The following is a 24,634-nucleotide window of genomic DNA, read 5'->3' as shown; positions in this document are numbered from 1 at the left end:
GCCGCGGCACGAGGCATCCTCCCCCGGTCCCTGAGCTTGTCGAAGGGCGCTTCGACAAGCTCAGCGACCGACTGCGCCGGCTCAGCTGCTCTTGCGCATCGCCCTGATGCCGACCGCCAGACCCACCACCGCCAGCACGATCGCGGCGATCCAGCCCCACAGCACCGTGATGTCGCCGAGGTCGCCGGCGAACAGCGCCCGCTCGGCCTGCACGACCCAGTTGATCGGATTGACGGTGGAGATCGCGCGCATCCAGGCAGGAGCCTCGTCGAGCGGCAGCAGCATGCCCGACAGGATCAGCAGCGGGAAGATCAGTGTCTGCTGCACACCCCAGAACAGCCACTCGCGGTCCTTGGTCTTGAGCGCCAGCGTGTACGACAGCGCCCCGAGCCCGATGCCGAACACCGCGAGCAGCGCGAGCCCGACCACCAGTCCCGGCACGTTGATCGTGAAGCCGAACGGCCACGCGATGAGGACGATGATCAGCGCCTGCACGACGATCGGCGCGATCTCCTTCAGCGCACGACCGACCAGCAGCGACGACCGCGCGAGCGGCGCGACCAGCGTGCGCTCGTGCGAGCCCGTCATCATCTCGTACTGCAGGTTCGAGCCGGTCGCTCCGGTGCCGAACAGCACGATCATCACGAGCACGCCGGGCACGAACCACTGCAAGGTCTCCCCCACCGGCTGGCCGGACGAGCCGACCAGCAGCGGCGCGAACAGCCCGAGGAACACCAGCGGCTGCACCAGGCTGAAGATCAGCGTGAACGGGTCGCGCACGACGGGCCTCAGTTCGCGCGTGAGCACGTTCCACGTGTCACGGGCCGGGTTCGCCCGCACCGCGGTGTCGGGCCGGATCTGCGTCTGGGCGGTCATCGGTTCGCTCCTGTCTTCTCGGGCGCCGGTTCGGCGGTTCCGGATGCCGCGTCCACGGCGTCTGCGCTCTTGTCGGGGTCGTCGTCGGACTCGCTTTCGCCCTCGCCCGCCTCGCGCAGGGTGCGGCCGGTGAGCGCGAGGAAGACGTCGTCGAGCGTCGGCGGCACCCCGGTCGCGGTGCGGACAGTGAGGTCGGCGGCGTCGAGAGCGCGGACGGCGGCCGGCAGCAGTGCGTCTCCCTCGGGTGCGGTGAGGACGACGGATGCCGCGGCCCGGCGCACCTCGCGATCGGTGAGTCTCTGCACGACCGCGACGGCGGCTGCGGCATCCGTCTCCGTCGCGAAGCCGAACGTGAGAACGTCGCCCGCAAGATCGGCCTTGAGGCGCACGGCCGTGTCGTCGGCGATGACGCGGCCGCGGTCCATGACCATGACGCGTTCGGCGTAGCGGTCGGCCTCCTCGAGGTAGTGCGTCGTGAGGAAGACGGTCGTGCCGTGCTGCGCCCGCAGATCGATGATGTGCTGCCAGAGGTTGGCGCGGCTCTGGGGGTCGAGTCCGGTCGACGGCTCGTCGAGGAACAGCAGCGGCGGCGCATGCATCAGCCCGAGGGCGATGTCGAGCCGGCGCTTCTGCCCGCCCGACAGCTGCTGCACCGACCGCGTCGCGAAGCCGGCGAGGTCCAGCGACTCGATGAGCTCGTCGGCCCGCGTGCGCGCGGCGGCCTTCGACATGCCGTAGAACGCGCCCTGGCTCAGCAGCTCGTCGCGGGCGCGCTGCGAGAAGCTGCCGCTCGTGAGCTGGCCGACGTACCCGATGCGGGCGCGCACGTCGGCGGGCTGCTTCAGGATGTCGAAGCCGACGACCTTCGCCGTGCCCGCGGTCGGCGGAATCAGGGTGGTGAGCATGCGCAGGCTCGTCGACTTGCCGGCGCCGTTGGGTCCGAGGAACGCGACGAGCTCGCCGCGCGCCACCTCGAATGCGAGGTCGGTGACGGCCTCGACGGTCTTGCCTTTCACGGTGAAGCGCTTGGTGAGTCCCTGCGCTTGGATGATCGATTCGTTCGCCATGGCCTCAGGCTAGAAAGCGATGCGGACAGTTTCGGTCCGCAATGTGCGGCAATGTTGAGTCATGTCCGATACGACGACTCGAGCGCTCTCGCTGCTCAATCTCCTGCAGACGCACCGCCACTGGCCGGGCTCCGAGCTGGCGGATCGCCTGGGTGTGACCGAGCGCACGGTCCGGCGCGACGTCGAGCGGCTGCGCGACCTCGGCTATCGCATCGAGTCGTCGCCGGGTGCCGCGGGCGGCTATCGCCTCGAGGCCGGCAGCGCGGTGCCCCCGCTGCTGCTCACCGATGAGGAGGCGGTGGCCATGGCGATCGGGCTGCGGGTCGCGGCATCCCAGCGACTGGTCAGCGGTCCCGAGACGACGATCACGGCCCTCGCGAAGCTCGAGCAGGTGCTGCCCGCTCCCCTGCGCCGACGGGTCGCAGCCCTGGCGGACGCGGTGCAGCCCGCAGGCCTCAACGCCGGCGCCGCGGTCTCCGGCGAGGTGCTCGGCGAGCTCGCCCTGGCCACGCGCGACCACGAGCGCGTGCGCTTCACGTACACCGCGGCATCCGGCGAGGTCACCCACCGCCGCGTCGAACCTCACGCTCTCGCGCCTGCCGACCGGCACTGGTACCTGCTCTGCTGGGATCTCGAGAAGGAGGACTGGCGCACGTTCCGTGTCGACCGGCTGGCTTCGGTGGAGCACACGCGTGTGCTGTTCGAGCCGAAGCCGCTCACACCGGGCGAGGTGGAGGAGTTCATCCTCGTGGCGCGGTCGTGGGTGCGCCAGGCGGTCGAGGCGGACGCGGTGATGGAGCTGCCGATCGAGGCGATGCGCGAGTACTTCGGGCAGTGGGGCCAGGGTGCGTCGGACGCGGGCGATGGCCGGACGCGGTGGCCGGTCGGCGGCGGCGACTTCCGCGAGACGATGTACGGACTCTCCTGGATCCCGGAGGGCGTCGAGTACACCACCGACCTGCGCTCGCCCGCGCGGGAGGAGCTACGCGAGACGCTGGGGCGGATGCTGCGCGCGCTGGACGCTCCCCCGCCTGAGGTGCCGCCGCAGCGCGCGAAGGAGCGGGCGCTCCCCTCGGCGTGATTCCGGCCGCGGCGCGTTTCGTCTCGCTCGTTCCTCGCTCGCTCAACGACCGGAACACTGTTGCGGGCGACCAAGGAGCAACCTCGCCCACTGGCATCGAGCGCTGCAGTTTCCTGCGAGCGCTGCGTCAAGGAAGGTGGCGCTCGCAGCGAACTGCAGCGCTCGCCCCGCGCAGTACCGCCGGAGCGGTCGTGTGCGCGCGAGACGCGCACGCCGCACGCCCCTCGCTCAGGACTGCTCGGCGTTCCCCGCCTCTTCCGCGCGACGGAGCGCTTCCAGCCGTTTGCGCTCCTCGAAGGCTCGCGACGCCGCCATGTCCTGCTGCTGTTCCTGTTGCTGCTGCTCCTGCTGCTGCGGTTGTTGCTGCTGCTGGTGCCCGTCCGGGCTCTGCGTGTTCATTCGGTGCTCCTTCTCTTCGTTCTCGACTTATACCTGCGCGGACGTTCGACCGAGCTCGACATCGTGCGGCCAGATGATCTTGCGAGCGACGACTTGGATGTTGCGCCTTCCGCCCGCCCACCTCCAGATGAGTCGCACTTCGATGCGCACCGGCAGCTCGACGAAGACGACGGGCGCGATGAGGTCGTCGGTGACCGTCTCGCCCGGTTCGATCCAGGCGTGGGACTCGAAGATGCTCACCACGGGCCCGGGCACCCATTCGACATGGCGCCCGGCCCCGGCCTGCATGCCATCGACGCCGAGGCCCGTGCTTTCCTGGATGAGTTCGACCATCGACGCGCCGATGTTCCTCAGAGACGTGGTCACGTGCAATCGCCGCGCACCGCCCGCGTCCACCCACGCGCCGGCAATCGCCACATCGACCCGAGGCCGGTAGGTGCGATTCTTGACGAGTTTGAAGTAGGCCCACAGTCCGCCGACGACCACTGCGATGGCGGTGATCAGATCGCCGGTGATCGCGACGATCGCCTGAAGGTTCTCCAGTCCCTGCGTGGACATCGCGCGTCCCTTCACCGATCGGCGTGGATGCAGCGAAGAGCGCAGCGGCGCAGCCCCTGATACTCCGTCGAGCCAGCCCCTCCTTCGGTGGGTTGCATGAACTCGATGCGGATCCCATTGTCGTCCTCGACGAACGACGCGTCGTAGCGGTCGGTGAGCCGCGGGGAGAGCTTCGGCTCGCGCACCCGACAGTCCTACCCGCCCGCGCTCACCCGAGCGCCGACATCGCCTCGCGCCACAGCTCGCGCAGCCGCCGGTTCGGCTCGGGCGCAACGCGGTTTCCCGATCGGAACTGGAACCGCCACGCCACCTCCGGCACGATGACCTCGAGCACGTCCCGTGGCACGCGGTCGTCCTCGACGACGAGCTCGTCGAACGCGACGTCGACGAAGCTCGCGGTGCGGCGCGGATCGGCGAAGTGCACGTCCGCGTACGGATGCGTCAGCACCCTGCCGTGCCCGATGAGCCCGTAGGACCCGCCTTGCCGCAGCAGCCACGCGTCGGTCCCCGGCTCCACCTCCTTGCGGGCGCCGACCGACCACTGCGTCACGTACGGGGCACCGTCCGCGACGCTCGCCACGACCCCCGCGTATGTGCCGGGCCATTCGTCCCACAGGCTCGGATTCCAGCCCATGATGATGCCGGCGTCACGCCAGTGCTCGGATGCCTCGGCCATGCGCCCGACCTTCACCCCTCCTGCAACCCTTCCGACGCGACCCGGGTCGACGGACGACGAGCCGTCGCCGACCCCGAGCCGTCGCCCACTCAGTCGTCGAAGATCCCCACCGACTCCGACAGGCGGGTGACCTCGTCGGCGGTGAGCTCGAGGTCTGCTGCCTGAGCCGAGTCGATGATGGATGCCGCGCGCCGCGCCCCCGGAATCGGAATGACGTGCGAGCCCAGCGCCAGCTCCCACGCGAGCACCGCCTGCTGCGGGCTGACGCCGTGCGCCTCGCCCACTTCCCGGAACGTCGAGAACCGGTCGCCGACCCGGCGCGCTCCCCCGCCGGTGCCGCCCAGCGGGCTCCACGGCAGGAACGCGATCCCGCGCTCTCCGCAGAAGCGCAGCTCGTCGACGCTTCCGGGATGCTTGGGCGAGAACTCGTTCTGCACGCTGGCGAGGTTGCCCTCGCCGAGCACGTCGATCGCGATCTGGATCTCCTCGACGCTCGCGTTCGATATGCCGATCGCGCGGACGAGGCCGTCGTCCTGCAATGCCTTGAGTCCCGACATGATGTCGGCGTACACGCGCGAGCGGTCGGGGCGGTGGTACTGGTACAGCGCGATCTGGTCGACGCCGAAGATGTCGAGCGACTTCTCGACCGCCGAGCGCAGGTACGCCGCCGAGCCGTCACGTACCTTGGCGCCCCCTTCGCCGTGCGTGATGCCGCCCTTCGTCGCGACGAACACGCTCGACGCGTCGCCGTCCCACGTGCGCAGCGCCTCGGCGATGATGCGCTCGTTGTGCCCCATCTCCTCGCCGTCCGGGGCGTAGATGTCGGCCGTGTCGATGAGCGTGACGCCGGCGTCGAGCGCGGCATGCACGGTCGCGACCGCATCCTCGAACGACGGATACTCCTTGTCGTTGTTCATCGACAGCGGCATGGCTCCCAGCCCGATCGCCGATACCTGTCGTCCCGCCAGCGTGCGCTGCTTCATCGCATCTCCTTGTCGCATGGGTTCAGCCTGCCAGGGCTGTACGACACGAAGCAGGGACTGGACAACCCTGTGCCGAGGCCGTAAAGCCCGGGTTACGGCATCCGCTCGAAGATCTCCCGAGCGCGCAGCGAGCGCGTCCGCGTGACCGGGTGGGTGGCGAGGACGATCTTCCCGCGCGCGTGCAGGTGGGCGAGGTCTTCGAAGGCGTCCACGATGTCCTCGATGGGGTACAGGCCCGACACCAGAAGGCGGAACGCTCCCCCGCCGGCCAGGTCCACCACACGTTGCAGCACCTCCGTCGCATGCGAAACGGATTCCGGGTCGTCTCGGAGCATCCGCAGCTCGACCTCGCGCCGGTCCGCGCTGGAGCGATAGCGCTCGGGAGGAACCTCGAGGGCGTCCGCGACCTCACGGCCGTCCTTGCCGTAGTTGTCGATGTACGCGGTGATCGGTCCGCCCGCGACCCGCCGGATCCGCTCCGCCATCCCGTCGCCGTACTTCACGGGCGTGATGTGCAGCTGCCGCAGGTAGTCGAAGTTGCGCTCGCCGCACGTGCCGATGACGCGCGCGCCGCGGTGCTTCGCCACCTGCGCCTCGATGCTGCCGACACCACCCGCCGCTGCGGAGATGACCACCGTGTCGGAGGCGCTGATGCGAAGGTCGTCGAGCGTCTCCAACGCGGTCGTACCAGCGAGGAAGAGACCGCCGGCGACCTCCCATTCGATGCTCCGGTGCTTGCTCACGAGCTGGTCGGCCGGCACGACGATGTGGCTCGCGTGTGCCCCGGTCCTGGTGTGCCCGACGACGCTCGCGCCGATCCGCAGCGTGGTCACTCCCGGGCCACAGCCGCGGACGATCCCGGCGAAGTCACTGCCCGACAACCGCGGCCACGGGTCCTCGCGCCAGGTCTCCTCTTTGCCGTTGCGCAGGAAGGCATCCATGTGATTGATCGCCGTCGAGATCACCTCGACCAGCACCTCGCCCGGTCCGGGAGCAGGCAGCGGGTATTGATGCCGATGGAGAACGTCGGCCTCGCCGTAGTCGGCGTAGCGGTAGGCGAATGCCTCGGTCGGTGCGCGCATGGCGGTGCCTCCTCCAGTTCTCCTCGAGGCCCGCACTGGCCTCGAGGATGTATTCCGGCGGAGAGGCACGTACGGATGCAGCACCCGGTCGTCGAGCGAGCGCGAGGGGCTACGGGAAGACGATCTCCGAATCCGGATGCCGGATCAGGAAGCCCTGAGCGCGATCACAGCCCAGCTGCACGGCGATGTCGAGATGGGTGAGGGTCTCGACTCCTTCGGCGACCACGCGCAGTCCGTGTGCGTGCGCGATCTCGACCCTCTCCCGCAGCACGGCTGATGCGTCTCCCGTCGCGGACCGCACCAGGTCGCCCCGGAGCTTCACCTCGGTGAGCGGCACACTCCGAAGTCGGTCCAGGGAGGGCGCGCCGGCGCCGTAGCCCGCCAGCGAGATCTCCACGCCGATCTCGCGGAGCATCTGCAGCTGCGGCAGCACGACGCGCTCGTCGACCGGCTGCCCGTCCTGCGTCAGTTCGAGGACGACGGATCCGGCCGGCAACGCACGTCGCTCGACCTCGGCGGCGACATGCTCGGCGAAAGCGTCGTCGTCGAACTGCACCGGTGAGACGTTGACCGCGACGGCCCACTGGCGACCCGTCTCGCGCCATCGGGCGAGCGTGTCGAGGCACTCGTCGAGCATCCGCCGTCCCAGCGGGTGGATCACACCGCTGCGTTCCGCGACCTCGATCATCGTCGCGGGATCGATGTCTCCGAGTCGCGGATGCCGCCAGCGGCATAGTGCCTCGGCGGCCACGATCGAACCGCTCTCCAACGACACCTGCGGCTGATAGACGGCGAAGATGTCGGCGCCGTGGACGGCGATCGCAAGCTCGTCCGCGAGCTCTTCAGTCGGAGGCACTGGTCAAGTTCACCCCGTCCGGCGGTGCCGGTGCAAACCCGTGATCCGACGGTCGGTGATCGGCTAGAGTCCGCTCTGCAGCGGTCGCAGACGAGGATCGCCCGGTCGGATACCTCGGCTCACGCGGAACCAGTGTGAAGCCCGCCGAGTCGGCGAAACCCGGATCCCGTCGACTACGCCACCACGCGGCATCCCATCCGATTTCCGGAGGACACCGAAGACCTTTCACAGCACGGCAGATCGCCGCTGAGAAAGAGAGGTCTCCCATGGGCTCGTCACCGAATCGCATCGTCGCCACCGTCTTCGGCGCCGTCTACCTGCTCGTCGGCCTCCTGGGCTTCGCGTTCACGGGAGGCGTCAGCTTCATCGCGACCGAGGGCGGGCTGCTCTTGGGGATCTTCGAGGTGAACCCGCTGCACAACATCGCGCACCTCCTGATCGGGGCAGCGCTGCTGATCGCCGGCCTGCGCGGCGCGCGGCCGGCCAAGATCGTGAACATCACGGTGGGTGCCGCGTACCTGCTGCTGGGTGTCGTGGGCTTCTTCCTGGTCGGCACCGCGGCCAACATCCTCGCGCTGAACACGCCCGACCACTTCCTGCACCTCGCGAGCGCCATCGTGCTGCTCGGTGTCGGACTGGCGGCCGAGCGGACGACACGGGTCGCGACGGCGTGACCGGGCGACGCGAGGCACCCGCGACGGAACGCGCCGTCATGCGCGCCCCGTTGTGGGTGCCGATCGCCGCGTGGGGCTTCGGCCTGGTCAGCGCGGCACTCGGAGCCGCGGCGATCGTCGCGCTCCAGGCCGACACCCTCTCACGGGTGATCGGCGCCCTCTCTGTCGTGGTGGGGCTGGCCGCGCTGGCCTGGGGCGCGGCCGCCCTCACCCTCGATCGCACGCCGGCACCGCGGGGGGCGGTTGCCGGCGTGTCTGCAGGAGTCATCGTGGGGCTGACTCTGCTCACCACCGAGCCCGGCCGGGCAAGCGTCCTAGCGATCGCTCTGCTGGTCGGGCTCGGTGTCGTGGTCGCCTGCGGCATCCTTCGCGGGCGCCGCCACCCCTCGAGAAGCACGAGCCTCTGGAGCCTCATCGCCGCGGCCGCCGTCGTCACGATCGCGGTGGTGCCGGCACTCGGCACGTGCCAGGGCGCCGCGCTTCTCGACGCCGATGGGACTGTGCTCCCGGTCGTCACGCACGGACACTGACGGACGGATGCCGGAGCCACCACGATCTCGAAAGAGATCGTGGTGGCTCTCCCCGTCGATCGAGGTCTACGGCTGCCCGTCGTCCGTCAATAGGTCGCGGGCACGAGGACGCGGTCGATCGTGTGGATCACGCCGTTGGTCGCCTGGATGTTGATCGCCCAGAACACCAGCCGCGGGTCGCTGAGGGCAGGGGTCTCGTCGCGCAGCGTGATGCCGCGAGGCTTGACGATGCCACCGTTGGCCATCGTGAGGGAACCGGCCGTCAGCACCTTCAGGGGCCCGAGCTTCTGGCCCGCGACCACGTGGTACAGCAGGATGTTCGAGATCTGCGCGCCGGTGAACGTCGAGGTGATGGTCGCCAAGGCGGCAGCCTCGTTCGCCGGCGCCGTGCCGGTGAGGTCGGTCACGAGTCGCAGGAACGCGCGGTCGTTCGGCGCGAAGACCGTGTAGGTCTGGCCCGCATCGGCGAGCGCGCCGCTGAGCCCCGTGGCGACGACAGCCTGCACGAGGATGTCGTAGTCCCAGGGGTTGTCGTCAGGGGTGCCGCCGCCGGATGCCGCGACCGCGACGTCCACGATCGTGCCCGCGGGCGCCCCGCCGCCGTATGCCTGAGCGGGCGTGGACGTGAACACGAGGGCCAGAGCGGCGACCGCCGCGACGGCCAGGCGAGACTTCTTCATGGTTCGATCTCCTTCGATGCGATGCCCGGCACGGTCCGAACGGAGGGTGCCGTAGAGGTATTCGCCCGACGTGGCCGAAACGGATGCAGGGGCGGAGACGTCTTCGGAGATCACGCGCCCCAGGTAGGCAGCACGCGGGGTCAGCGACGCCCCGCGTCAGCTGAACTCGAGCTGCCCGCGCACGATCGAGTCGCCGGAGTGCGTGGGATCGCCGTCGAGCGGCTCTTGCGAGACGTCCACGAGCACGTAGTCGCGCAGGTCGACGTCAGCGGGGACCACGAAGGTCCCCTTCCTCCCGTCGAGCTCGCCGAGGCTCACCAGCGCCGAGGCGTCCGCCGTGATGAGCCACACCTCCCGGAAGCCGTCGCCGTCATCGGAGTCCTTGAGACGCACCGTGATCGTGCGCTCGCCGTCCGCGAGCTCCGTCACCTCGGCCGTACCGGCGGCACCCGGGTGATCGGGGAAGGCGTCCAGGCTGGCCGACGCGATCTCGACCGACTGCGGCGCCCGGACGAAGCTCCAGATCCCGACGATCGCCAAGACCGCGGCGATGCTCGCGGCCAGGGCGAACAGCATCCGTCCGCCTCGCAGCCCGCGGCGACGCTTCGACGGCTCGTCCGCGACCGGCGGTGCGGAGACGGCAGGACCGACCGCGCTCGGCTCGGACGCCGCGCTCGGCTCGGACGCCGCGCTCGGGTCGGAGGTCGCGGGGCGTTCGGAGGCCGCGGACGGCTCGGACGCCCGGCTCGGCTCGGAGGCAGCTGACGGCTGCGACCTGACCTCCGCGAGGACGCGATCCCACACCCGCTCGGGCGGCGTCTCGAGCTCGCCGAGAGTCACCGTGGAGCGGCCGACCGCCACGGCGTGCTCGAGCTCAGCCAGCTCGAGGGAGCAGGCGTCGCACGTCGCAAGGTGTTCGTGCTCGGCATCCGTCACCGCTTCTCCGACGGCGATCAGCGCCAGGCGCTCAGGGTCAAGGTGCGACATACGACACCTCCAATCGGTCGCGCAAGCGGGTGAGGCTTCGGCGGATGTGACTCTTCACGGTACCCAGCGGCATGTCGAGGCGCGTCGCGATCTGCTGGTGGGTGAGATCGTCGTAGAACGCGAGCCTCACCACCCGCTGCGCGTCGGGCTCGAGTTGGTCGAGCTCATCGGCGAGAAGGAGCCGGTCTCCGAGATCGATGTCGGACGAGATCGTGTCGTCATCGGTGACGGCGAAGCGCTGCAGCTTCTCCTGCAGCTCGCGCACACGCCGGCGCGTCTCCAGGGTGTCGGCGATGCGGCGGCGGGCGATCGTGACGAGCCAGGTCGACAGCCGGCCCTTGGCCGGGTCGTACGAGGCCCGGGAGGTCCACGCCGACACGAACGTCTTCTGCGTCACGTCCTCCGCATCCCCTCTGTCGCCCAGCACTCGCAGCGCGAGGGTGAAGACGATCGGCGACCATCGCCGGTAGATCTGCTCGAGGGCGCGCTCGTCGCCGGCGGCGAAACGGCCGCACAGCTCGCGCTCTTCCTCGTCGTCCACGCTCGTTCCCCTCTGGTCGTCCGGCGCCATCGCCGGCTCACATGATCGGGGTCGCGATGGCGACCACGTTATCCGCGTATCGGCCGGTGCGGGAGTCGAACTGCCCGCCGCACGTGATCAGCACGAGGTTTCGGGTGCCCGATCGGGCGAACAGCTCGTCGACGGGGAGGTCCGCCTTCGGGTAGTACGTGACGCTCTGCACCTGGTACCGACGCACCTCGCCCGCGGCATCCGTCACCTCCACGGTCTCGCCCGCGGGCAGATCGCGCAGCCGGCTGAGCGGGCCGATCGGATACTGCGGCGCATCGACGTGGGCCGAGATGACGACATTGCCGTCGGATGTCGCCGGGTCGGCGCCGAACCGGTACCACCCGCCGATCGCGGGGTCGACCGGGAGCTCCATGAACCCCCCGGCCTCCACGCCGACGGGCACCACCGGCATGTCGACGTCGATGGAGGCGGCGACCACCCTGACCGGCGGCACGGGAAGCCGCGCGGGTGGTGGGGTGGCCGCCGCGATCGGCACCTCGATGGCGGGCGTCGGGAGCGGTGTCGCCGTCGGTGCCGGCGCTGACGGGGCGGCCCCTGGGGACGAGCCGCACGCCGTCAGCGCAAGGGCGATCGCAAGAGATGCTCCGACTCCTGCGATCGCCCTGCTCATGTCTCGGGACTTCAGCGGCGTGCTCGGCTGCGCACGACGACGAGGGCGGATGCCGCGACCGCCGCCGCGACGACGAGACCGCCGATCGCCCACATCGACTGCTGGAACAGGTCGCGCTGCGCGAGCTGGCCACCCGTCCCGGAGTTCACGCCGTCCGGCGCCGAGTGGAGGCCGGTGATCGTCTGCACCGCGAGCTCGAGGTTGTCGTCCTCGAGGCTCCCCCACGCATACGCGATGGTGAGGACGCCCTCCTGCACATCGACAGGCGCCGGGCCGACCACGGGATCGGTGGTGCCGGCCGCGGCCACGGAGGCCTGGATGGTGCCGGCGGGCAGGTTCAGGGTCGCCTCCTCGGGATTGGCAAGGTCACTGATGACCGCCGTGCCGCCCGCGAGCACATCCACCGCGGGTGCGGCCGCGTCGTGCCGCACGGTGAGTCGTCCCTCCCCCGCCGCCGTGGGCGACGTGTCGTTGACGTACGGAGTCACCGTCGGCGAGCCGGAGGCGTTGAGATGCGCGACGGCCGTGTAGTTCTTGCCGGCCTCGAGCGTCAACGTCACCGGGCCGAGCACGGGCGCACTGTCGTCGGTGGCGTCCGTCGCGGTGAGGGCGACCTCGTAGGCGCCGGCGGGCAGATCGAGGGGGCCGGCCAAGTCTCCCGGCTGGAAGTCGTCGAGCGTGAGTGCGCCGTTGACGTACACGTCGACGGGCGCGTCGGGTATGCCGTGCAGGACCGAGAGCACGGCGTTGCCGTTCGTTGCCGCGGTTGCGGGGATGCCCACGCTGAGCGCGGCGACGATGCCGGCGGCGATTCCCGCGAGAACCTTCTTTCGCACAGTCTTCCTCCTTCTTCGAGCGGCCGATCGCCGCCTGTTGAAGAGTGATTCCTGTGGGAGGGATAGTTCGGATGCAGCTGGGCCGAAGTTTCTCGATGAGCGCCGTCCGCCGTCACATCTCGTCATGACCCGACACGCTCCGTCACCCTCGCGCGGTTCGCGGCCCGCACGCCTAGCGTGGAGTCATCGCGGCGATCCGGGCGGTCCCGGGCTCCGGTTCATACCCGGCAGCGTTGCGGGTTCGACTCCCGCCGTCGCGTCCAGTTCCAGCAACGACTGACTCAATCCCTGCCGCCTCCGCCCGACAGCGGCTTGCAGGCGAGCCCGTCGCCCTCGCGGTCGAAATTCTGGACGCCTCTGCCGACCAGCGCGTGAGGACGCGCCGCCCCTTCCCCCCTGTGCCGGCGCAGCGATAACCTGATGCCGTTGTGAGCGTTTGGGGACGCGATGGCGAGGAGTTACACGACCGACTGGGTTCGGCTCACTCCGCGATGGCACGGCGACGTGATGGAGATCGGTTACGCCGACAGCCGAGGCAACGCCGCGCCCGCGGCCGGCGACTCAGCCGCCGACGGCTGGGTGGAGTACACGGCCCGTTCACGCGGGTTCCGGCCACTGGACATCCCGCTCCTCGCGACCTCGGTGCGCTGGCCAGAGCGCGCCCACGAGCACCTGCGGGAACTGCTCGACGCCGGCTCGCAACCGATGAGGGATGCCTCGGGCCGGCCTCGCCGACTGCCGATCGCGGTCCTCGTTGCCGACACGTTCGGCGGGCCGCCACCACCCGAGACGCTCTTCCACGCCCTGATGAGGGCGAGCCGCGTGCGAGCCGACCGGTACGTGGTGGTCTTCGAAGCGGCTGCGTCCGCTCACGCACCGTTCGCGCTCCCCTTCACGGTCGCCGCGTCCGGCGCCGCCTTCGCCCAAGTGAGCGAGCTGTCGAACCACATCCTGAGCGGGCTCTCGATCGAGGAGCGCAACAGCGCGATCCGCCTGCGCCGCGTACGCGCCGGCTCGGCGCACGACGAGCCGCCCGACATCGTCATCGATGAACTGCACAACCTCGCCGGAATCCTGTCGGACCTCCCGGGCACGCGCCTGCTCATCGCGTCCGACCCGGAGCGGCGAGCGGGTGAGCTTCCCTCGACCTGGCTCCCGTCCGGAACCTCGGCGGTCGTCCTCCCCGTCGGCCCCGCCGCCACGGCCCACTGGTCACGCGAACTGCTGCTGGGGCTCATCCACGATCTGCCGCTCCAAGAGGCCGCGCTCAACGCGATCGACGTCACCCTGGGGCCTGCCGCCAGGCCCGACGTCAGGATCTGGTCGTCCGCATCGGGGCTGGACGCGCTGCGCATGTCGACCGCCTACAACCAGTTCATGGACCAGACACGGCCGATGTTCCGGCTCAACGGCATCAGCGGTGCGGTGTCGCATGCCGTCGGCCGTGCCCCGCGAACACCGGCGGAGCACATCGACGAGGCGATCAGGCTCGCCACCGAGGCATCCGTCGACTTCCGTCGGGAGTCGACCGGACTATGGCAGCTTGCCCGCGCGCGCGTGGCGCGAGAACGGGCCGAGAAGGCGATCATCGAGCTGCAGACCAGAGCCCGGTCCATCGCGACCCCGTCCGAAGACGACACGGTCGAGCCGCGGCGGGTCGCGATGTGGTTCGAGCACGATCCGTCCGGACGCGACCCGCACACACGGATGCGGGAACTGGACAAGAACACGACGCTCGCGCACGACTCCTCGTACGTGCTGAACGTGGGGATCGGCATCCATTGGCCGACCGATCTCGTTCCTGAGGACGCACCGGCGATCGACCCGCTGCTTCCCCTGCAGCAGCAGGAGGAGCACCAACTACGGGTCGCGGTGTTCTCGGACTCGTCCGAGATCGTCGGCGAGGCGTCACGGGAGCTCGCACTCCCCCGCCACGGGCCCAGCGAACCGGTCGCCTTCCGTATCGACACACCCGCCGAGGGTGAGTCCACGCGTCTTCGCGTACTCATCTACTTCCGCAGCCACCTGCTTCAGGCGCTCACGATCGACGCCGCGCTGACCGCGCACGAGCGGAGTCGGCGTCGCGGGGTCAAGACACGGGTGCAATTCAGCCGCTCCACCGCGTTCGCCGACCTCGACACCACGCCCAAACGCCTTCTGGCGCTCGCGACCAATGAGGATCTGCGCGCGGCGACGCACAGCTTCATGTTCGAGACCGGGCGGGGCATCCACCTCACCGAGACCCTGACGTCGCGGGCCCGGGATGCGTTCACCGACTTCCTCGGCGACGTGGGATCGCAGCTCGGCGGCCAGGGCGCCATGGGGTCCGCCGAGTTCGACACCGCCGTACGCAACCTCGCAACCACCGGTCACGATCTCTGGCTGAAGCTGTTCACGGAACTCGGTGAGTCCACGGAAGGCGAGCTGGAGCGGGTGAGAGAGTCCGCGAAGGGGACTGTCCAGCTCACCCGGTTCGAACCCGCGTTCTGCTTCCCCTGGTCGATGCTGTACGACTGGGACCTCCCGGAGTCCAGCAACGCCCTCGCCGCCGCAACCGTGTGCCGGGGGATCGTCGACGGCGCCCTGTGCACGTGCGGACCCGATGGCCCGGGCCTCTGCGTGCGCGGATTCTGGGGCATCCGGTTCGTCATCGAAGAGATGATCGGCGAAGGCAGCAACGAACGTCTCACCGCCGCGCGCGGAGGCGCCGAGGGTCACCTCGTCGTGTGCACGAACGGCACCAGCGACAAGTGGAGCGACGACATCGCCACGACCCTGAGCGGCGCATTCGGCGACCTCGTCGACGACTTCGCGGATGACGCGTCCCTGCTGGATCTGCTGTGGGATGAGCAACGCCGACCCGCTGTTCTCGTGGCGGTCGGGCACGTCACGACGAAGCCCGACGAGCGTGGTGAGGAATCGAGCGCTCCCCGTATGTACGTCCGCGCCTCGGAGCGCTACCTCACGGTCGACGCGCTCGTGAGGGCGCGGTTGCAGCACAAACGGGGTCGCTGGGTGCAACCCCGCCGGCCGATCGTGCTTCTCCTCGGCTGCGAGACGAATCGGGGTGACCTCGCGCAGGCGCACAACCTCGTGCAGGGCTTCACCTCGGTCGGCGCGGTGTCGGTCATCGCGACCGAACAGGTGATCGACACACGGCTGGCACGGGATGTCGCCGTCGCCGTCGTCGGCGGGCTGTCGGCCACTGGACCCGGCGAGGGACTGCGCTCGTGGCGCGCACAGCGCATGTCGGAGCAGAACCCGCTGGGACTCGCGTTCACGTGCTTCGGCAACGCTGATGTCGTCGCCGACCAACTCGCACAACCACAATCCACGGCATCGTGAGAACAGGGAGATGACATGTCGATACTGATGGTGGGCGCAGTCTGCTTCGGAGTCGTCGCCGGTTATATCACCTACCGCACGCTGGTGCGGACGAAGGAGACGGCGGTCTCGGACCTCGCCGCCGTGTTCGCCGCGATCGGCGGCGGTGCGGTGACGGTGCTCTTCGACTCGAAGGGCGAGCAGTTCGCCTGGTACGCGATCGGCCTGCTCATCGGAATGGCCGTTTTCCTCATCCTCCGCCTCGTCATCGAGGTGCCCCGGGCGAAGGAGAGCGGGGAGATCCCCATCATCCTGGGCGACCCGAAGTCCGCGGCTCCCGCGGCTCCCGCGCCGGGCGGCGGCGGGTTCGGCCGGTAGTAGCGCAATCGCCCACCGCGAGCGTGGCCAGGCAAATGCCCGTGAGCTCGTTGCACTGATTGACAGCGGTGGCACCAACCCGGCGCAGTCAAGGCTCTCCTCGACTCGACGGGTGGCCGCGCACGACATCCCCGACCGCGTGCGGACACGGTTTGAGCTTTTTCCCGAGCTTGCCGGGCTCAACCAGAAGGATCGATGGCGTTAGGCCTCACTCGCGCGGGAGTGGATTGAGGAAGCGGAGATCCAGCATCTGCGCAGCACAGACGAGCCCCCGGGACCCACACTTAACGGCTGACGACGGTCGCTCCGCGGCGCACTTCCCATGGACGCCAGGTGGACACAAGCGTTGCCCGTAGGTGGCGCCGGGAGACCGCCGGGTCGGCAGGCGCCTCGGTTTCACACCGGGTCGGTTGAACACGGTTTCAGCCGCGGAGTTGTTCGAAGGTCGGAGGGTTCGAACCAGCGTGAGCGACGACGAAGGCCGCGGCGCGCGACGCCATCCCGCCGATGTCGAGCAGCACGTCGGCCGACAGGTTCTCGATGCCGACAGCGACCGCGTCGTTCAGGATGAGTGCACCGAGCATCGCGCTCATGTAGGCGTCGCCGGCTCCGATCGTGTCGACGACCTGTGTGCGAGGGGCGGCGATCTCGACGGTGTGCTCGTGTGTGGCGATCACAGAGCCGTCGCCCCCTCGGGTCACGGCGATGAGACTGGGACCCGAAGCGAGCAGCATGGCGATGACGTCGGCGATGTCGACACCGGGGTACAGCCACGCGGCGTCTTCGTCGCTGAGCTTGAGCACGTCGATCCGCCCGGCGATCGCCTCCACCCGCGACCGTGCCTCGTCTGGCGGGCCGACGAGTCCCGGCCGGATGTTGGGGTCGAACGACCGCAGGCGTGCCGGTTCGTGCTCGAGGAGCCGATCGACCAGCTCGCGGCCCGGCCGGAGGAAGGCGCCCAGGGAGCCGACATGCACGGCACCCCACAGCCGATCGGTCGAGAACTCTCCGGCCAGGTGCGGGTCCCAGTCGAGCGCGAACCGGTAGGTTGCCGATCCGTCCTCCGCGAGGTGAGCGTGAGCCGTCGAGGTCACGCCCACGCGCTCTCCGACGAACGTCGCTCCGGCGTCCTCGAGTGCATCCAGCAGCAGTTGACCGTCGGCATCCGTTCCCACATGGGCAAGGAGCGCCGTCGGAATCTGCAGTCTCGCCAGGCCGATCGCCACGTTGAACGGCCCACCGCCCGGCGTCCGCCTCTCCGGACGCCCCGGTTCGGACACCACGTCGATGAGTGCCTCGCCGATCACGAGCGCGGTCATGCTGTCATTCCTCTCGGTGCATGGACTGGTCGACGGCGTTCGTCAGATGGCCAGCTCGCGAATGGTGAGACCTCGGAAGGTCGCCGATCCGTCGTTGGCGTACAGCCGGATGCGGTCGTCGCCCTCCAAGGGGAAGACGCGGTGCGAGTGGACCACGCGGCCGTCTCCCACGAACAGCTCCACGCTCGTGCGATCGACGAGGATGCGGACCGCGAGCCGACCCGTCGAGGGGTCGATCGGCGTCTGCGACTCTCCCCCGGTGGGATTGATCGTCGGGCGGCGGTTGACGTAGGTGAATGGGCCGTTCAGGAACGCCCCGGCGGCGACGTGACGGCCTCCGCCCGGAGCGCGGCACACCTCGAAGCCGATGTTGGAGGGTGCCGCCGCCGGATCCCAGACCAATTCGCACGAAAGGTCGTAGGCGAGCGAGCGCACCTCCAGGTCGCGCACGCCCGAGACGGCGACGTCGCCCAGACGGTGCGTCTTCTTGGCGTACTGCGCGAGCGCCGCTGTCGGCGTGGAGGCGAGGTAGTAGCCGCCGTCGCCCGCGGTGAGCCGCACATCGCGCACGATCATGTCGTCGCCGTTGTAGCCGTCGGTGGCGAGCGTGGGCGTGTTGTGGGGGTAGTCCCAGAAGTTCGCCCAGCCGATGGCGCGGCGCAGCGTCGGGTCTTCTGCGCCCGATGCATCGTGATTCGGGTAGGTCACGGCACCGTAGAAGTCGAACCCGTAGTCGAGCCAGCGCGGCTCGCCGTGATCGGGGACGAACGACGCGCCGTCGAACGCGCCCGTCCAGTACGCGTACGTCGCCGGCAGCCCGCGGCCCTTGCCGTTGGCGCTGATCCCGAGGATCCAGTGCGTCGTGCCGTCGTCGGCCGTCATGCGGAAGATGTCGGGACACTCGATCAGTCCCAGGTCGGTGCGCACGAACTCGCCGACGCGCCGCCACGAGCGAAGGTCGGCGGAGACATAGAACCCGACCCGCTGTCCTTCCGCGTTCGCCATGAACCAGCGCCCGCGGTCGGCGTCCCAGATGACCTTGGGATCGCGGAAGTCATGCACGCCAGGGTTCTGCAGGACCGGCGCGTCGCCGCCGGGCTGGAACGTCCGCCCGCGATCCGTGGAGTACCAGAGGTACTGCGCCTGCCTGCCGTCAGGCGCCTGCGTCACCAGGGCGATGACGGCGTCCTCACCGTAGCCTGCCGTGTTCCGCTCGTCGACGACGAGGGATCCGGACCAGCAGTCGCCGTTCCCATTGCTGAACTTCGGGATGGCAACCCCACGATCACGGAACGACACGTGGTCACTGGTCGTCGCACGCCGCCACGCGGTGCCCCCGCCGCCCTCGTTGTAGTCCGCGTTGTAGAGGTAGTAGTAGTGGTACTCGCCGTCGATATAGACGGGTCGCTGAGGGTCGTTCTTCCAGTTGTCGGGAACGCTGACGTGGTAGGCGGGCCGCATTCGGCTGCGTCCTTTCGAGTTCGTGGCGAGGACGGATGCCGCATCCGCGGCGGCGGCGGGCGCTCCCTCGCCGGCGAGGGCCAGAGTGCCCGCCAGCGCGCTGACGCCGGCGCCGGCGAAGAGTGCGCGGCGCGAGACCGCAGTCGATTCCTCCATGGAGATGCCTTTCGTCGGGGGCAGCGTCGGCGCTGCCCCTGGGGTGGTGGTTGTGTGCGTGAGGTCAGCCGGCGGGCGCCATGCGCCACACACGCAGCGTCGCGGAGGCGCCACCGACATCAGCGCAGACGCGCAGCGCGTCATCCCGCGTCGGATACGCACGCGCGGCGAGCGGGATGCCGTTCGCGAATGCCTCCAGAGCGGAGTGATCCACCACGACGCGCAGCCGCACGGTGTCGCCCTCGAGGCCGACCATGCCTGTGAGCGGCTTCGCATCGACGCTGTCATCGAGGCTCGACCGGCTCCGATCGAGTGAGAACTCGACCTCCCCCCCGACACGGCGGAGGCGGTATACGGTGCACTCCGCTCCGTCCGCCGTCGCGCGCACGGCGAGCTCGACCGAGGCGCCTGGACGAAGCGTGGCGTCGAACTCGATGTCGAGCTGATCGCCGCTGACACCCGCCGCGCCGACCTCGGCGGCGGGGCCGTCGTACAGCAACTCGGTGCGCAGCCGGTCGACCTCGGGCGCCGGTGCCTGATGAAGAGATCCGTCCGGGCGGCCAGTGACGACGCGCGGCAGCGACATCACCCCGGACCAGCCGGCGGCGACGGCCGCGGCATCCGTCCGCCCTTCCTGCATCCACCCGAACATGAGCCGTCGGCCGGTCTCGTCGCGCATCGACTGCGGAGCATAGAAGAAGCGCCCGCCCAGGTCGAGCCGGTGCAGTGCCCGGGGCTCGAAACGGTCGCCGTGGTACCGCCCTGACCAGTACAGGGGGTGATGGGTCACACCGTCGTCCCACGCGGAGAACACGAGGACGTCGGCCCCGTCCGCGGTGAACAGGTCGACGCATTCCCACATGGTCCCAGTCCAGTCGGGAGCCGTCTGCGGTCGGTCGGCCGCGTCGCCGACGAGGAGCGGGCCGACATATCGCCACGAACGCAGGTCGTCCGATTCGTAGAGCAGTGCCGTGCCGCCGACGCCTCGGATGCCGGCGCCGATGATCTGCCGCCATCGGCCGGTCCCATCCGCGGACGGCTCACTCCACACGCAGTGGTCCCGAAAGGCGACGATGTCGAGATCCTCGGGGGGTGCGGCGATGACCGGGTTCCCTGGTTCCTTCGTCCATTCCACGAGGTCGTCCGACCCCGTGGCGAGGCAGGGCAGTTCGACGCCGCCGTGGCGCCCCGAGTACACCAGCGTGGGCACTCCCCCGTCGTCGACGAAGACGCCGGACCAACATCCGTCGACGTCCGGACCCGGGGTCGGCTCCAGCGCGATCGGCAGGTGCTCCCAGCGCACCAGGTCGGTGCTGCGCGCATGGCCCCAGTGGATGCGATCGTGTACCGGCGCGAAGGGGTTGTACTGGTAGAAGAGGTGGTACTGGCCGCCCCTCTGCGTGAGCCCGTTGGGGTCGTTGAGCCATCCGGCAGGCGAGACGAAGTGAAACGCCGGCCGGTGCGGGTCCGCGGCGGCGAGCTCCACCAGACCGGGTGACGTCCGGTTCTCGCTGGTCGTCGGGTGCGTGGTCATGCGGCGTCGTTCTCCTGATCGCGTGCGGGCTGTTCCAACGCGGTTCCCGGGGCATCGGACGGCGGTGCGTACAGTCCGCAGCGCACCCAGTGCTCGGGCTTCTCGTTCAGCCGGTGGAACACAGCTGTCTCCGTCGAGCAGGGCTCGCTCGTCTTTCCGGTCCACTGACAGCCGGTCGGGTGCAGCACCTCGCGACGAAGTCGCGCACGTTCGACGGGGTCGAACGGTTCGGTGCGCTTCGGGTCGGGCACCGCCGAGATGAGCAGGCGGGTGTAGGGATGTGCCGGGTTGGCCAGCAGCTCCATCGCCTCGCCGCCCTCGACGAACTCGCCGGCGAACATCACCACGATGCGATCGGCGAGGTAGCGCGCTGAGGCGAGGTCGTGCGTGATGTAGAGCATCGAGATGCCCTGTTCCTCGCACAGCGTGCGCATGAGGTTGAGCACCCCGATCCGCACCGAGACATCGAGCATGGACGTCGGCTCGTCTGCCAGGATCAGCCGTGGGTTGACCGCCAGCGCGCGGGCGATCGCGATGCGCTGACGCTGGCCACCGGAGAGTTCGTGCGGGTAGCGGTCCAGCATCTCGTCGGGAAGCCCGACCTTCGCCATCAGCCGCTGCTTCGCGCGCTCCATCTCCGCGCGGCCGGATGCGGCACCGTGGATGCGCAGCGGGCGTTCGAGGAAATGCCCGATACGGTGCACGGGGTTCAGCGACCCGAAGGGGTCCTGGAAGATCATCTGCACGGCCGAGCGGTACTCGCGCGTCGCTCGCCTCTTCGATGTGGCGATGACGTCTTCGCCCTCGAAGAGGAAGGTACCTGCCGAGGGTTGCTCGAGGCGCGCGATGCAGCGCGCGAGGGTCGACTTTCCGCTGCCGGACTCGCCGACGAGCGCAACGACCTCACCGTGGGCGATGTCGAGGTCGACGCCGCCGAGGGCACGGACGCGCTTGCGGGAGAATGCCCCGCCGATGGTGAACGTCTTCTCCAGTCCCCGGGTCGAGAGCACGGGGGTCTCTTGTGCGTTCATGCGATTGCTTCCATGGTCAGAGAGTCGTCATCACTGGGCGCCACCCAGTGGGTGGGCGTGAGTCGTTCGAGATCGGGGATGTCACGGAACCTCACACCTTCGCCGAGGCCCTGCAGCCGGGTGCGGGGTCCCGACATGGGCGGGAACGCGTTCATCAGGGCGCGGGTGTACGGGTGCTCCGGCGTATCGAAGATCTCGTCTGATCGCGCGGTTTCGACGAAGCGCCCCGCGTACATGACCGCCATCCGGTCCGAGAGCTCGACCATGAGCGACATGTCGTGCGTGATGAACAGGATCGCGAAGCCGAGTTCGCGCTGCAGGTCCTTGATCTGCGCCATGATCTCCTGCTGCACCACGACGTCGAGAGCCGTGGTGGGCTCGTCCATGATGAGCAAGGGGGGCCGAAGCGCCGTCGCCATGGCGATGACGACCCTCTGCCGCATCCCACCCGACAGCTGGTGCGGGTACGAGCGCAGTCGGTCTCGCGGGATGCCCACGAGATCGAGGAGGTCACCGGCGCGGGCGAGCGCGTTCTTCTTCGACACGCCATCGTGGGTGGTGAAGATGTCGACGATCTGGTCGCCGATGGTCATCACGGGGTTCAGCGAGTTCATGGCGCTCTGGAACACCATCGCCACCTGGCGCCAGCGGAATTCGCGGAGCTGCTCGGCGTTCAGCGCCAGCACGTCCGTGCCGGCGAACCGGACGGAGCCGCCGGAGATGACGGCAGGGTCGCGAAGCAGCCGCAGGATCGCGTTGGCGATCGTCGACTTGCCGCAGCCGGACTCGCCCGCGAGGCCGAACACTTCGCGCTCCGCGATCGAGAACGACACGCGGTCGACGGCGCGCACGGTGCGGGCCTCGGTGACGTACTCGACGGAGAGATCCTGGATTTCCAGCAGCGGAGCGCTCATCGCACCATCTCCTTCCGCGTGTCGGCAGCAACGCGCGTCGGCGCGTCGGGCGTGGTCCGACGGCGCGGACGTCGCAGGCGGGGGTTGGTCGTCTCATCGACTCCGTAGTTGACGAGCGCGAGCGCGAACGCGACGAGAGCGATACACACGCCGGGAGGGACGAACACCCACCAAGCCCCAGTCAGCAGGGCACCGTCGTTGCTGGCCCAGTACAGGTTGGTGCCCCAGCTGACGGTGCTGATGTCGCCGAGGCCGAGGAACTCCAGCCCCGCCTGAGCGCCGATGCCGAAGATCACGCAGGCGAGGAATGTGCTCATCACGATCGACGCCATGTTGGGCAGCATCTCCCGGAACATGATGCGCAAGCCGCCCTCACCAGTGACCTGCGAGGCGGCGACGAAGTCCTTGCCGCGGATCGACATCGCCTGCGAACGCAAGACGCGCGCCGATCCGGCCCAGCCGGTGATGACCAGCACCAGGACGACGGTGCCGAGTCCCTGAGGCAGGAACGCGGCGAGGATCACCAGAAGCGGCAGCCCGGGCAGCAGGAGGAACACGTTCGTGACGAGCGACAGGACGTTGTCGATGGTGCGTCCGAGGTACGCCGATGCGAGGCCGACGAGAAGTCCGACGAACGTCGCGAGGATGCCGACGGTGAATCCGACGAACAGCGACGAACGAGAACCCCAGATGTTCAGCGCCAGCACGTCCTGCCCCTTGGCCGTCGTTCCCAGCCAGTGCTCCGGCGAGGGCGGCTGCGAGCCGATGCCCTGGATAAGCGTCGGGTCGCCTGGAGCGAGGACCGGAGCGAAGACCGCCATCAGCGCGAAAAGAACGAGGATGACGAGTCCCGAAGCCGCCTTGGCATTTCCGAACAGACCCCGCACGAGGCCGTTGCCTCCGCGTCGCCGGCGAGGCGGCTGGGGTGCAGTTCGAACCTGCCCGTCAGGACCGGGTGGGGTGCCGAGCTCGAGCTCGGCCATGGCGCGGGGATCTTGCGCGAGTGACATCACAGCCTCCGTTCAGCTCACGCGCACGCGCGGATCGAGGCGCACGTACACGATGTCGACGAGGAAGTTGGCGATCAGCACGGCCGTGGTGATCGTGAGGAAGAGCCCCTGCATAAGGGGGTAGTCGAGGTTCTGCACCGCGGCGAGGAGTGTGTAGCCGATGCCCGGATAGGCGAAGACGACCTCTGTGAGAAGGGCGCCGCCGACGAGGAAGCCCAGAGACATGCCGAATGCGGTGACCGACGGGAGAAGGGCGTTGCGGGCCGCGTACTGCATCATGACCCGGTTAGCGCGCAGCCCCTTCGCTTCGGCCATCACGATGTAGTCCTCGGCGTTGGTGGCGATCATGGTGTTGCGCATGCCCAGCATCCAGCCGCCGACCGAGACGAGCACGATCGACGTGGCAGGGAGGATCAGGTGGTACGCGACGTCGCCGAGGAACGCTAAGGAGAACTCCGGTGTGGTCCCCACCTCGTACGCGTGTCGCAGGGGGAACCACCCGAGCGTGACGCCGAAGAGGTACAGCAGTCCCATCGCCAGCCAGAAGTACGGGAACGAGCCGATGAAGATGAGCAGGGGCGGAACGAAGGAGTCGAGCACGCCCCCGCGCCGCCAGGCAGCGAGGATGCCGAGCACGTTGCCGATGAGGACGGCGATGATCAGAGACACGAAGCCCAGCAGGAAGGTCCAGCCGATGACGCTCGAGATCACATCGATGACGGGGGTCGGAAACCTCGAGATGGAGAATCCGAGGTTGCCGCTGAAGATCTGGCCGAGGTAGCGGAGGTACTGCTCCCACAGCGGAGCGTCGCTGAGCCCGAAGGAGTCTTTGAGCGCCTCGATCTGGTCGGGACGGATCTGCCCCTGCAGTCGCGCGACCATGCGCGAGACCGGGTCACCCGGCATGAAACGCGGGAGGAAGAAATTGAGGGTGATCGACACCCAGAACGCCACGAGATAGAACCCGAAGCGCCGCAGCATATAGCTCATGATGTGTCTCCTCGGTCGTCCTGCTGCGCC

At 69.1% G+C, this 24,634-nt stretch carries 26 protein-coding genes and 1 tRNA gene; 6 read left to right on the top strand and 21 right to left on the bottom strand.

The window, feature by feature from the left end:
- Positions 1-81: 81 nt before the first annotated feature.
- Together NCG93_RS08905 and NCG93_RS08900 are read right to left on the bottom strand one after the other, a co-directional pair.
- Positions 82-876 (bottom strand): ABC transporter permease, encoded by a 795-nt coding sequence (locus NCG93_RS08905; RefSeq protein ID WP_194414345.1) that lies wholly within the window; start codon positions 874-876, stop codon positions 82-84.
- Positions 873-1,943 (bottom strand): ATP-binding cassette domain-containing protein, encoded by a 1,071-nt coding sequence (locus NCG93_RS08900; protein ID WP_194414346.1) that lies wholly within the window; start codon positions 1,941-1,943, stop codon positions 873-875. The genes NCG93_RS08905 and NCG93_RS08900 overlap by 4 nt, the downstream gene beginning before the upstream one ends.
- Before the next feature lie 61 nt (positions 1,944-2,004).
- Here NCG93_RS08900 and NCG93_RS08895 point away from each other — a divergent pair, with 61 nt between their 5' ends.
- Positions 2,005-3,024, top strand: coding sequence for a helix-turn-helix transcriptional regulator (locus NCG93_RS08895; protein ID WP_194414347.1), 1,020 nt, complete (start codon positions 2,005-2,007; stop codon positions 3,022-3,024).
- 228 nt (positions 3,025-3,252) lie between these two features.
- Here NCG93_RS08895 and NCG93_RS08890 read toward each other — a convergent pair whose 3' ends face one another.
- The 7 genes from NCG93_RS08890 to NCG93_RS08860 all read right to left on the bottom strand — a co-directional run bounded on the left by NCG93_RS08890 (position 3,253) and on the right by NCG93_RS08860 (position 7,578).
- Positions 3,253-3,423, bottom strand: a complete 171-nt coding sequence (locus NCG93_RS08890) for a hypothetical protein (protein ID WP_194414348.1) — start codon at positions 3,421-3,423, stop codon at positions 3,253-3,255.
- A gap of 27 nt (positions 3,424-3,450) precedes the next feature.
- On the bottom strand, positions 3,451-3,981 hold the full coding sequence (locus NCG93_RS08885) for a hypothetical protein (RefSeq protein ID WP_194414349.1): 531 nt from the start codon (positions 3,979-3,981) through the stop codon (positions 3,451-3,453).
- An 11-nt stretch (positions 3,982-3,992) separates the two neighbouring features.
- The gene (locus tag NCG93_RS08880; protein ID WP_194415021.1) at positions 3,993-4,166 is read right to left on the bottom strand and encodes a hypothetical protein; all 174 of its coding nucleotides are present in this window, start codon (positions 4,164-4,166) and stop codon (positions 3,993-3,995) included.
- A gap of 23 nt (positions 4,167-4,189) precedes the next feature.
- Positions 4,190-4,657 carry a hypothetical protein gene (locus NCG93_RS08875; protein WP_194414350.1) on the bottom strand — a complete coding sequence of 156 codons (468 nt, stop codon included), beginning with the start codon at positions 4,655-4,657 and terminating at the stop codon, positions 4,190-4,192.
- A gap of 89 nt (positions 4,658-4,746) precedes the next feature.
- Complete coding sequence (locus NCG93_RS08870; protein WP_194414351.1) at positions 4,747-5,640, bottom strand: aldo/keto reductase; 894 nt, start codon at positions 5,638-5,640, stop codon at positions 4,747-4,749.
- Between the two features lie 92 nt (positions 5,641-5,732).
- The gene (locus NCG93_RS08865; protein WP_194414352.1) at positions 5,733-6,722 is read right to left on the bottom strand and encodes an NADP-dependent oxidoreductase; all 990 of its coding nucleotides are present in this window, start codon (positions 6,720-6,722) and stop codon (positions 5,733-5,735) included.
- 109 nt (positions 6,723-6,831) lie between these two features.
- Positions 6,832-7,578 (bottom strand): EAL domain-containing protein, encoded by a 747-nt coding sequence (locus NCG93_RS08860; protein ID WP_194414353.1) that lies wholly within the window; start codon positions 7,576-7,578, stop codon positions 6,832-6,834.
- A 266-nt stretch (positions 7,579-7,844) separates the two neighbouring features.
- On the opposite strand from NCG93_RS08860, the gene NCG93_RS08855 reads away from it, so the two are divergent.
- Together NCG93_RS08855 and NCG93_RS08850 are read left to right on the top strand one after the other, a co-directional pair.
- Positions 7,845-8,252 carry a DUF4383 domain-containing protein gene (locus tag NCG93_RS08855; RefSeq protein WP_194414354.1) on the top strand — a complete coding sequence of 136 codons (408 nt, stop codon included), beginning with the start codon at positions 7,845-7,847 and terminating at the stop codon, positions 8,250-8,252.
- On the top strand, positions 8,249-8,782 hold the full coding sequence (locus tag NCG93_RS08850) for a hypothetical protein (protein WP_194414355.1): 534 nt from the start codon (positions 8,249-8,251) through the stop codon (positions 8,780-8,782). Before NCG93_RS08855 ends, NCG93_RS08850 begins: the two co-directional genes overlap by 4 nt.
- An 86-nt stretch (positions 8,783-8,868) precedes the next feature.
- Here the strand turns inward: NCG93_RS08850 and NCG93_RS08845 are convergent, their stop codons facing one another.
- The 5 genes from NCG93_RS08845 to NCG93_RS08825 form a co-directional block, all read right to left on the bottom strand.
- Positions 8,869-9,462 carry a fasciclin domain-containing protein gene (locus NCG93_RS08845; RefSeq protein WP_194414356.1) on the bottom strand — a complete coding sequence of 198 codons (594 nt, stop codon included), beginning with the start codon at positions 9,460-9,462 and terminating at the stop codon, positions 8,869-8,871.
- A gap of 156 nt (positions 9,463-9,618) precedes the next feature.
- The gene (locus NCG93_RS08840; RefSeq protein WP_194414357.1) at positions 9,619-10,449 is read right to left on the bottom strand and encodes an anti-sigma factor; all 831 of its coding nucleotides are present in this window, start codon (positions 10,447-10,449) and stop codon (positions 9,619-9,621) included.
- Positions 10,436-10,990, bottom strand: a complete 555-nt coding sequence (locus tag NCG93_RS08835) for an RNA polymerase sigma factor (RefSeq protein ID WP_252787494.1) — start codon at positions 10,988-10,990, stop codon at positions 10,436-10,438. Before NCG93_RS08835 ends, NCG93_RS08840 begins: the two co-directional genes overlap by 14 nt.
- A gap of 37 nt (positions 10,991-11,027) precedes the next feature.
- Positions 11,028-11,651 carry a class F sortase gene (locus NCG93_RS08830; protein ID WP_194414359.1) on the bottom strand — a complete coding sequence of 208 codons (624 nt, stop codon included), beginning with the start codon at positions 11,649-11,651 and terminating at the stop codon, positions 11,028-11,030.
- 11 nt (positions 11,652-11,662) lie between these two features.
- Positions 11,663-12,487, bottom strand: a complete 825-nt coding sequence (locus tag NCG93_RS08825) for a DUF4397 domain-containing protein (RefSeq protein ID WP_194414360.1) — start codon at positions 12,485-12,487, stop codon at positions 11,663-11,665.
- 187 nt (positions 12,488-12,674) lie between these two features.
- Between NCG93_RS08825 and NCG93_RS08820 the strand changes: the two genes are divergently transcribed.
- The 3 genes from NCG93_RS08820 to NCG93_RS08810 all read left to right on the top strand — a co-directional run bounded on the left by NCG93_RS08820 (position 12,675) and on the right by NCG93_RS08810 (position 16,189).
- Positions 12,675-12,750 (top strand) — tRNA-Met (locus tag NCG93_RS08820).
- A gap of 184 nt (positions 12,751-12,934) precedes the next feature.
- Positions 12,935-15,832 carry a hypothetical protein gene (locus NCG93_RS08815; RefSeq protein ID WP_194414361.1) on the top strand — a complete coding sequence of 966 codons (2,898 nt, stop codon included), beginning with the start codon at positions 12,935-12,937 and terminating at the stop codon, positions 15,830-15,832.
- A 15-nt stretch (positions 15,833-15,847) separates the two neighbouring features.
- The gene (locus tag NCG93_RS08810; RefSeq protein ID WP_194414362.1) at positions 15,848-16,189 is read left to right on the top strand and encodes a hypothetical protein; all 342 of its coding nucleotides are present in this window, start codon (positions 15,848-15,850) and stop codon (positions 16,187-16,189) included.
- Between the two features lie 422 nt (positions 16,190-16,611).
- Here NCG93_RS08810 and NCG93_RS08805 read toward each other — a convergent pair whose 3' ends face one another.
- The 7 genes from NCG93_RS08805 to NCG93_RS08775 form a co-directional block, all read right to left on the bottom strand.
- Positions 16,612-17,508 carry a carbohydrate kinase family protein gene (locus NCG93_RS08805; RefSeq protein ID WP_194414363.1) on the bottom strand — a complete coding sequence of 299 codons (897 nt, stop codon included), beginning with the start codon at positions 17,506-17,508 and terminating at the stop codon, positions 16,612-16,614.
- 42 nt (positions 17,509-17,550) lie between these two features.
- Positions 17,551-18,969: a glycoside hydrolase family 32 protein gene (locus tag NCG93_RS08800; RefSeq protein WP_194414957.1), complete on the bottom strand. Its 1,419-nt coding sequence runs from the start codon at positions 18,967-18,969 to the stop codon at positions 17,551-17,553.
- Positions 18,970-19,189: 220 nt separating this feature from the next.
- Positions 19,190-20,659, bottom strand: a complete 1,470-nt coding sequence (locus tag NCG93_RS08795) for a glycoside hydrolase family 32 protein (protein WP_194414364.1) — start codon at positions 20,657-20,659, stop codon at positions 19,190-19,192.
- Positions 20,656-21,690, bottom strand: a complete 1,035-nt coding sequence (locus NCG93_RS08790) for an ATP-binding cassette domain-containing protein (protein WP_194414365.1) — start codon at positions 21,688-21,690, stop codon at positions 20,656-20,658. The genes NCG93_RS08795 and NCG93_RS08790 overlap by 4 nt, the downstream gene beginning before the upstream one ends.
- A complete protein-coding gene (locus tag NCG93_RS08785; RefSeq protein ID WP_194414366.1) occupies positions 21,687-22,604 on the bottom strand; it encodes an ABC transporter ATP-binding protein in 918 nt (305 codons plus the stop codon). The genes NCG93_RS08790 and NCG93_RS08785 overlap by 4 nt, the downstream gene beginning before the upstream one ends.
- Positions 22,601-23,587 (bottom strand): ABC transporter permease, encoded by a 987-nt coding sequence (locus NCG93_RS08780; RefSeq protein ID WP_194414958.1) that lies wholly within the window; start codon positions 23,585-23,587, stop codon positions 22,601-22,603. Before NCG93_RS08780 ends, NCG93_RS08785 begins: the two co-directional genes overlap by 4 nt.
- A 39-nt stretch (positions 23,588-23,626) precedes the next feature.
- Positions 23,627-24,604 (bottom strand): ABC transporter permease, encoded by a 978-nt coding sequence (locus tag NCG93_RS08775; protein ID WP_194414367.1) that lies wholly within the window; start codon positions 24,602-24,604, stop codon positions 23,627-23,629.
- Positions 24,605-24,634 lie beyond the last annotated feature (30 nt).

It is taken from the genome of Microbacterium yannicii, assembly GCF_024055635.1.
Lineage (GTDB): Bacteria > Actinomycetota > Actinomycetes > Actinomycetales > Microbacteriaceae > Microbacterium > Microbacterium yannicii.
The sequence above is the reverse complement of the archived record's forward strand: the minus strand, read 5'-3'. Positions and strand labels throughout refer to the sequence as shown.

What these genes read in the sequence shown, in the direction of transcription:
- NCG93_RS08905 (WP_194414345.1), bottom strand. Translation starts at nt 876, where the DNA reads ATGACCGCCCAGACGCAGATCCGGCCCGACACCGCGGTGCGGGCGAAC.
- NCG93_RS08900 (WP_194414346.1), bottom strand. Translation starts at nt 1,943, where the DNA reads ATGGCGAACGAATCGATCATCCAAGCGCAGGGACTCACCAAGCGCTTC.
- NCG93_RS08895 (WP_194414347.1), top strand. Translation starts at nt 2,005, where the DNA reads ATGTCCGATACGACGACTCGAGCGCTCTCGCTGCTCAATCTCCTGCAG.
- NCG93_RS08890 (WP_194414348.1), bottom strand. Translation starts at nt 3,423, where the DNA reads ATGAACACGCAGAGCCCGGACGGGCACCAGCAGCAGCAACAACCGCAG.
- NCG93_RS08885 (WP_194414349.1), bottom strand. Translation starts at nt 3,981, where the DNA reads ATGTCCACGCAGGGACTGGAGAACCTTCAGGCGATCGTCGCGATCACC.
- NCG93_RS08875 (WP_194414350.1), bottom strand. Translation starts at nt 4,657, where the DNA reads ATGGCCGAGGCATCCGAGCACTGGCGTGACGCCGGCATCATCATGGGC.
- NCG93_RS08870 (WP_194414351.1), bottom strand. Translation starts at nt 5,640, where the DNA reads ATGAAGCAGCGCACGCTGGCGGGACGACAGGTATCGGCGATCGGGCTG.
- NCG93_RS08865 (WP_194414352.1), bottom strand. Translation starts at nt 6,722, where the DNA reads ATGCGCGCACCGACCGAGGCATTCGCCTACCGCTACGCCGACTACGGC.
- NCG93_RS08855 (WP_194414354.1), top strand. Translation starts at nt 7,845, where the DNA reads ATGGGCTCGTCACCGAATCGCATCGTCGCCACCGTCTTCGGCGCCGTC.
- NCG93_RS08845 (WP_194414356.1), bottom strand. Translation starts at nt 9,462, where the DNA reads ATGAAGAAGTCTCGCCTGGCCGTCGCGGCGGTCGCCGCTCTGGCCCTC.
- NCG93_RS08840 (WP_194414357.1), bottom strand. Translation starts at nt 10,449, where the DNA reads ATGTCGCACCTTGACCCTGAGCGCCTGGCGCTGATCGCCGTCGGAGAA.
- NCG93_RS08830 (WP_194414359.1), bottom strand. Translation starts at nt 11,651, where the DNA reads ATGAGCAGGGCGATCGCAGGAGTCGGAGCATCTCTTGCGATCGCCCTT.
- NCG93_RS08815 (WP_194414361.1), top strand. Translation starts at nt 12,935, where the DNA reads ATGGCGAGGAGTTACACGACCGACTGGGTTCGGCTCACTCCGCGATGG.
- NCG93_RS08810 (WP_194414362.1), top strand. Translation starts at nt 15,848, where the DNA reads ATGTCGATACTGATGGTGGGCGCAGTCTGCTTCGGAGTCGTCGCCGGT.
- NCG93_RS08805 (WP_194414363.1), bottom strand. Translation starts at nt 17,508, where the DNA reads ATGACCGCGCTCGTGATCGGCGAGGCACTCATCGACGTGGTGTCCGAA.
- NCG93_RS08800 (WP_194414957.1), bottom strand. Translation starts at nt 18,969, where the DNA reads ATGCGGCCCGCCTACCACGTCAGCGTTCCCGACAACTGGAAGAACGAC.
- NCG93_RS08795 (WP_194414364.1), bottom strand. Translation starts at nt 20,659, where the DNA reads ATGACCACGCACCCGACGACCAGCGAGAACCGGACGTCACCCGGTCTG.
- NCG93_RS08790 (WP_194414365.1), bottom strand. Translation starts at nt 21,690, where the DNA reads ATGAACGCACAAGAGACCCCCGTGCTCTCGACCCGGGGACTGGAGAAG.
- NCG93_RS08785 (WP_194414366.1), bottom strand. Translation starts at nt 22,604, where the DNA reads ATGAGCGCTCCGCTGCTGGAAATCCAGGATCTCTCCGTCGAGTACGTC.
- NCG93_RS08780 (WP_194414958.1), bottom strand. Translation starts at nt 23,587, where the DNA reads ATGGCCGAGCTCGAGCTCGGCACCCCACCCGGTCCTGACGGGCAGGTT.
- NCG93_RS08775 (WP_194414367.1), bottom strand. Translation starts at nt 24,604, where the DNA reads ATGAGCTATATGCTGCGGCGCTTCGGGTTCTATCTCGTGGCGTTCTGG.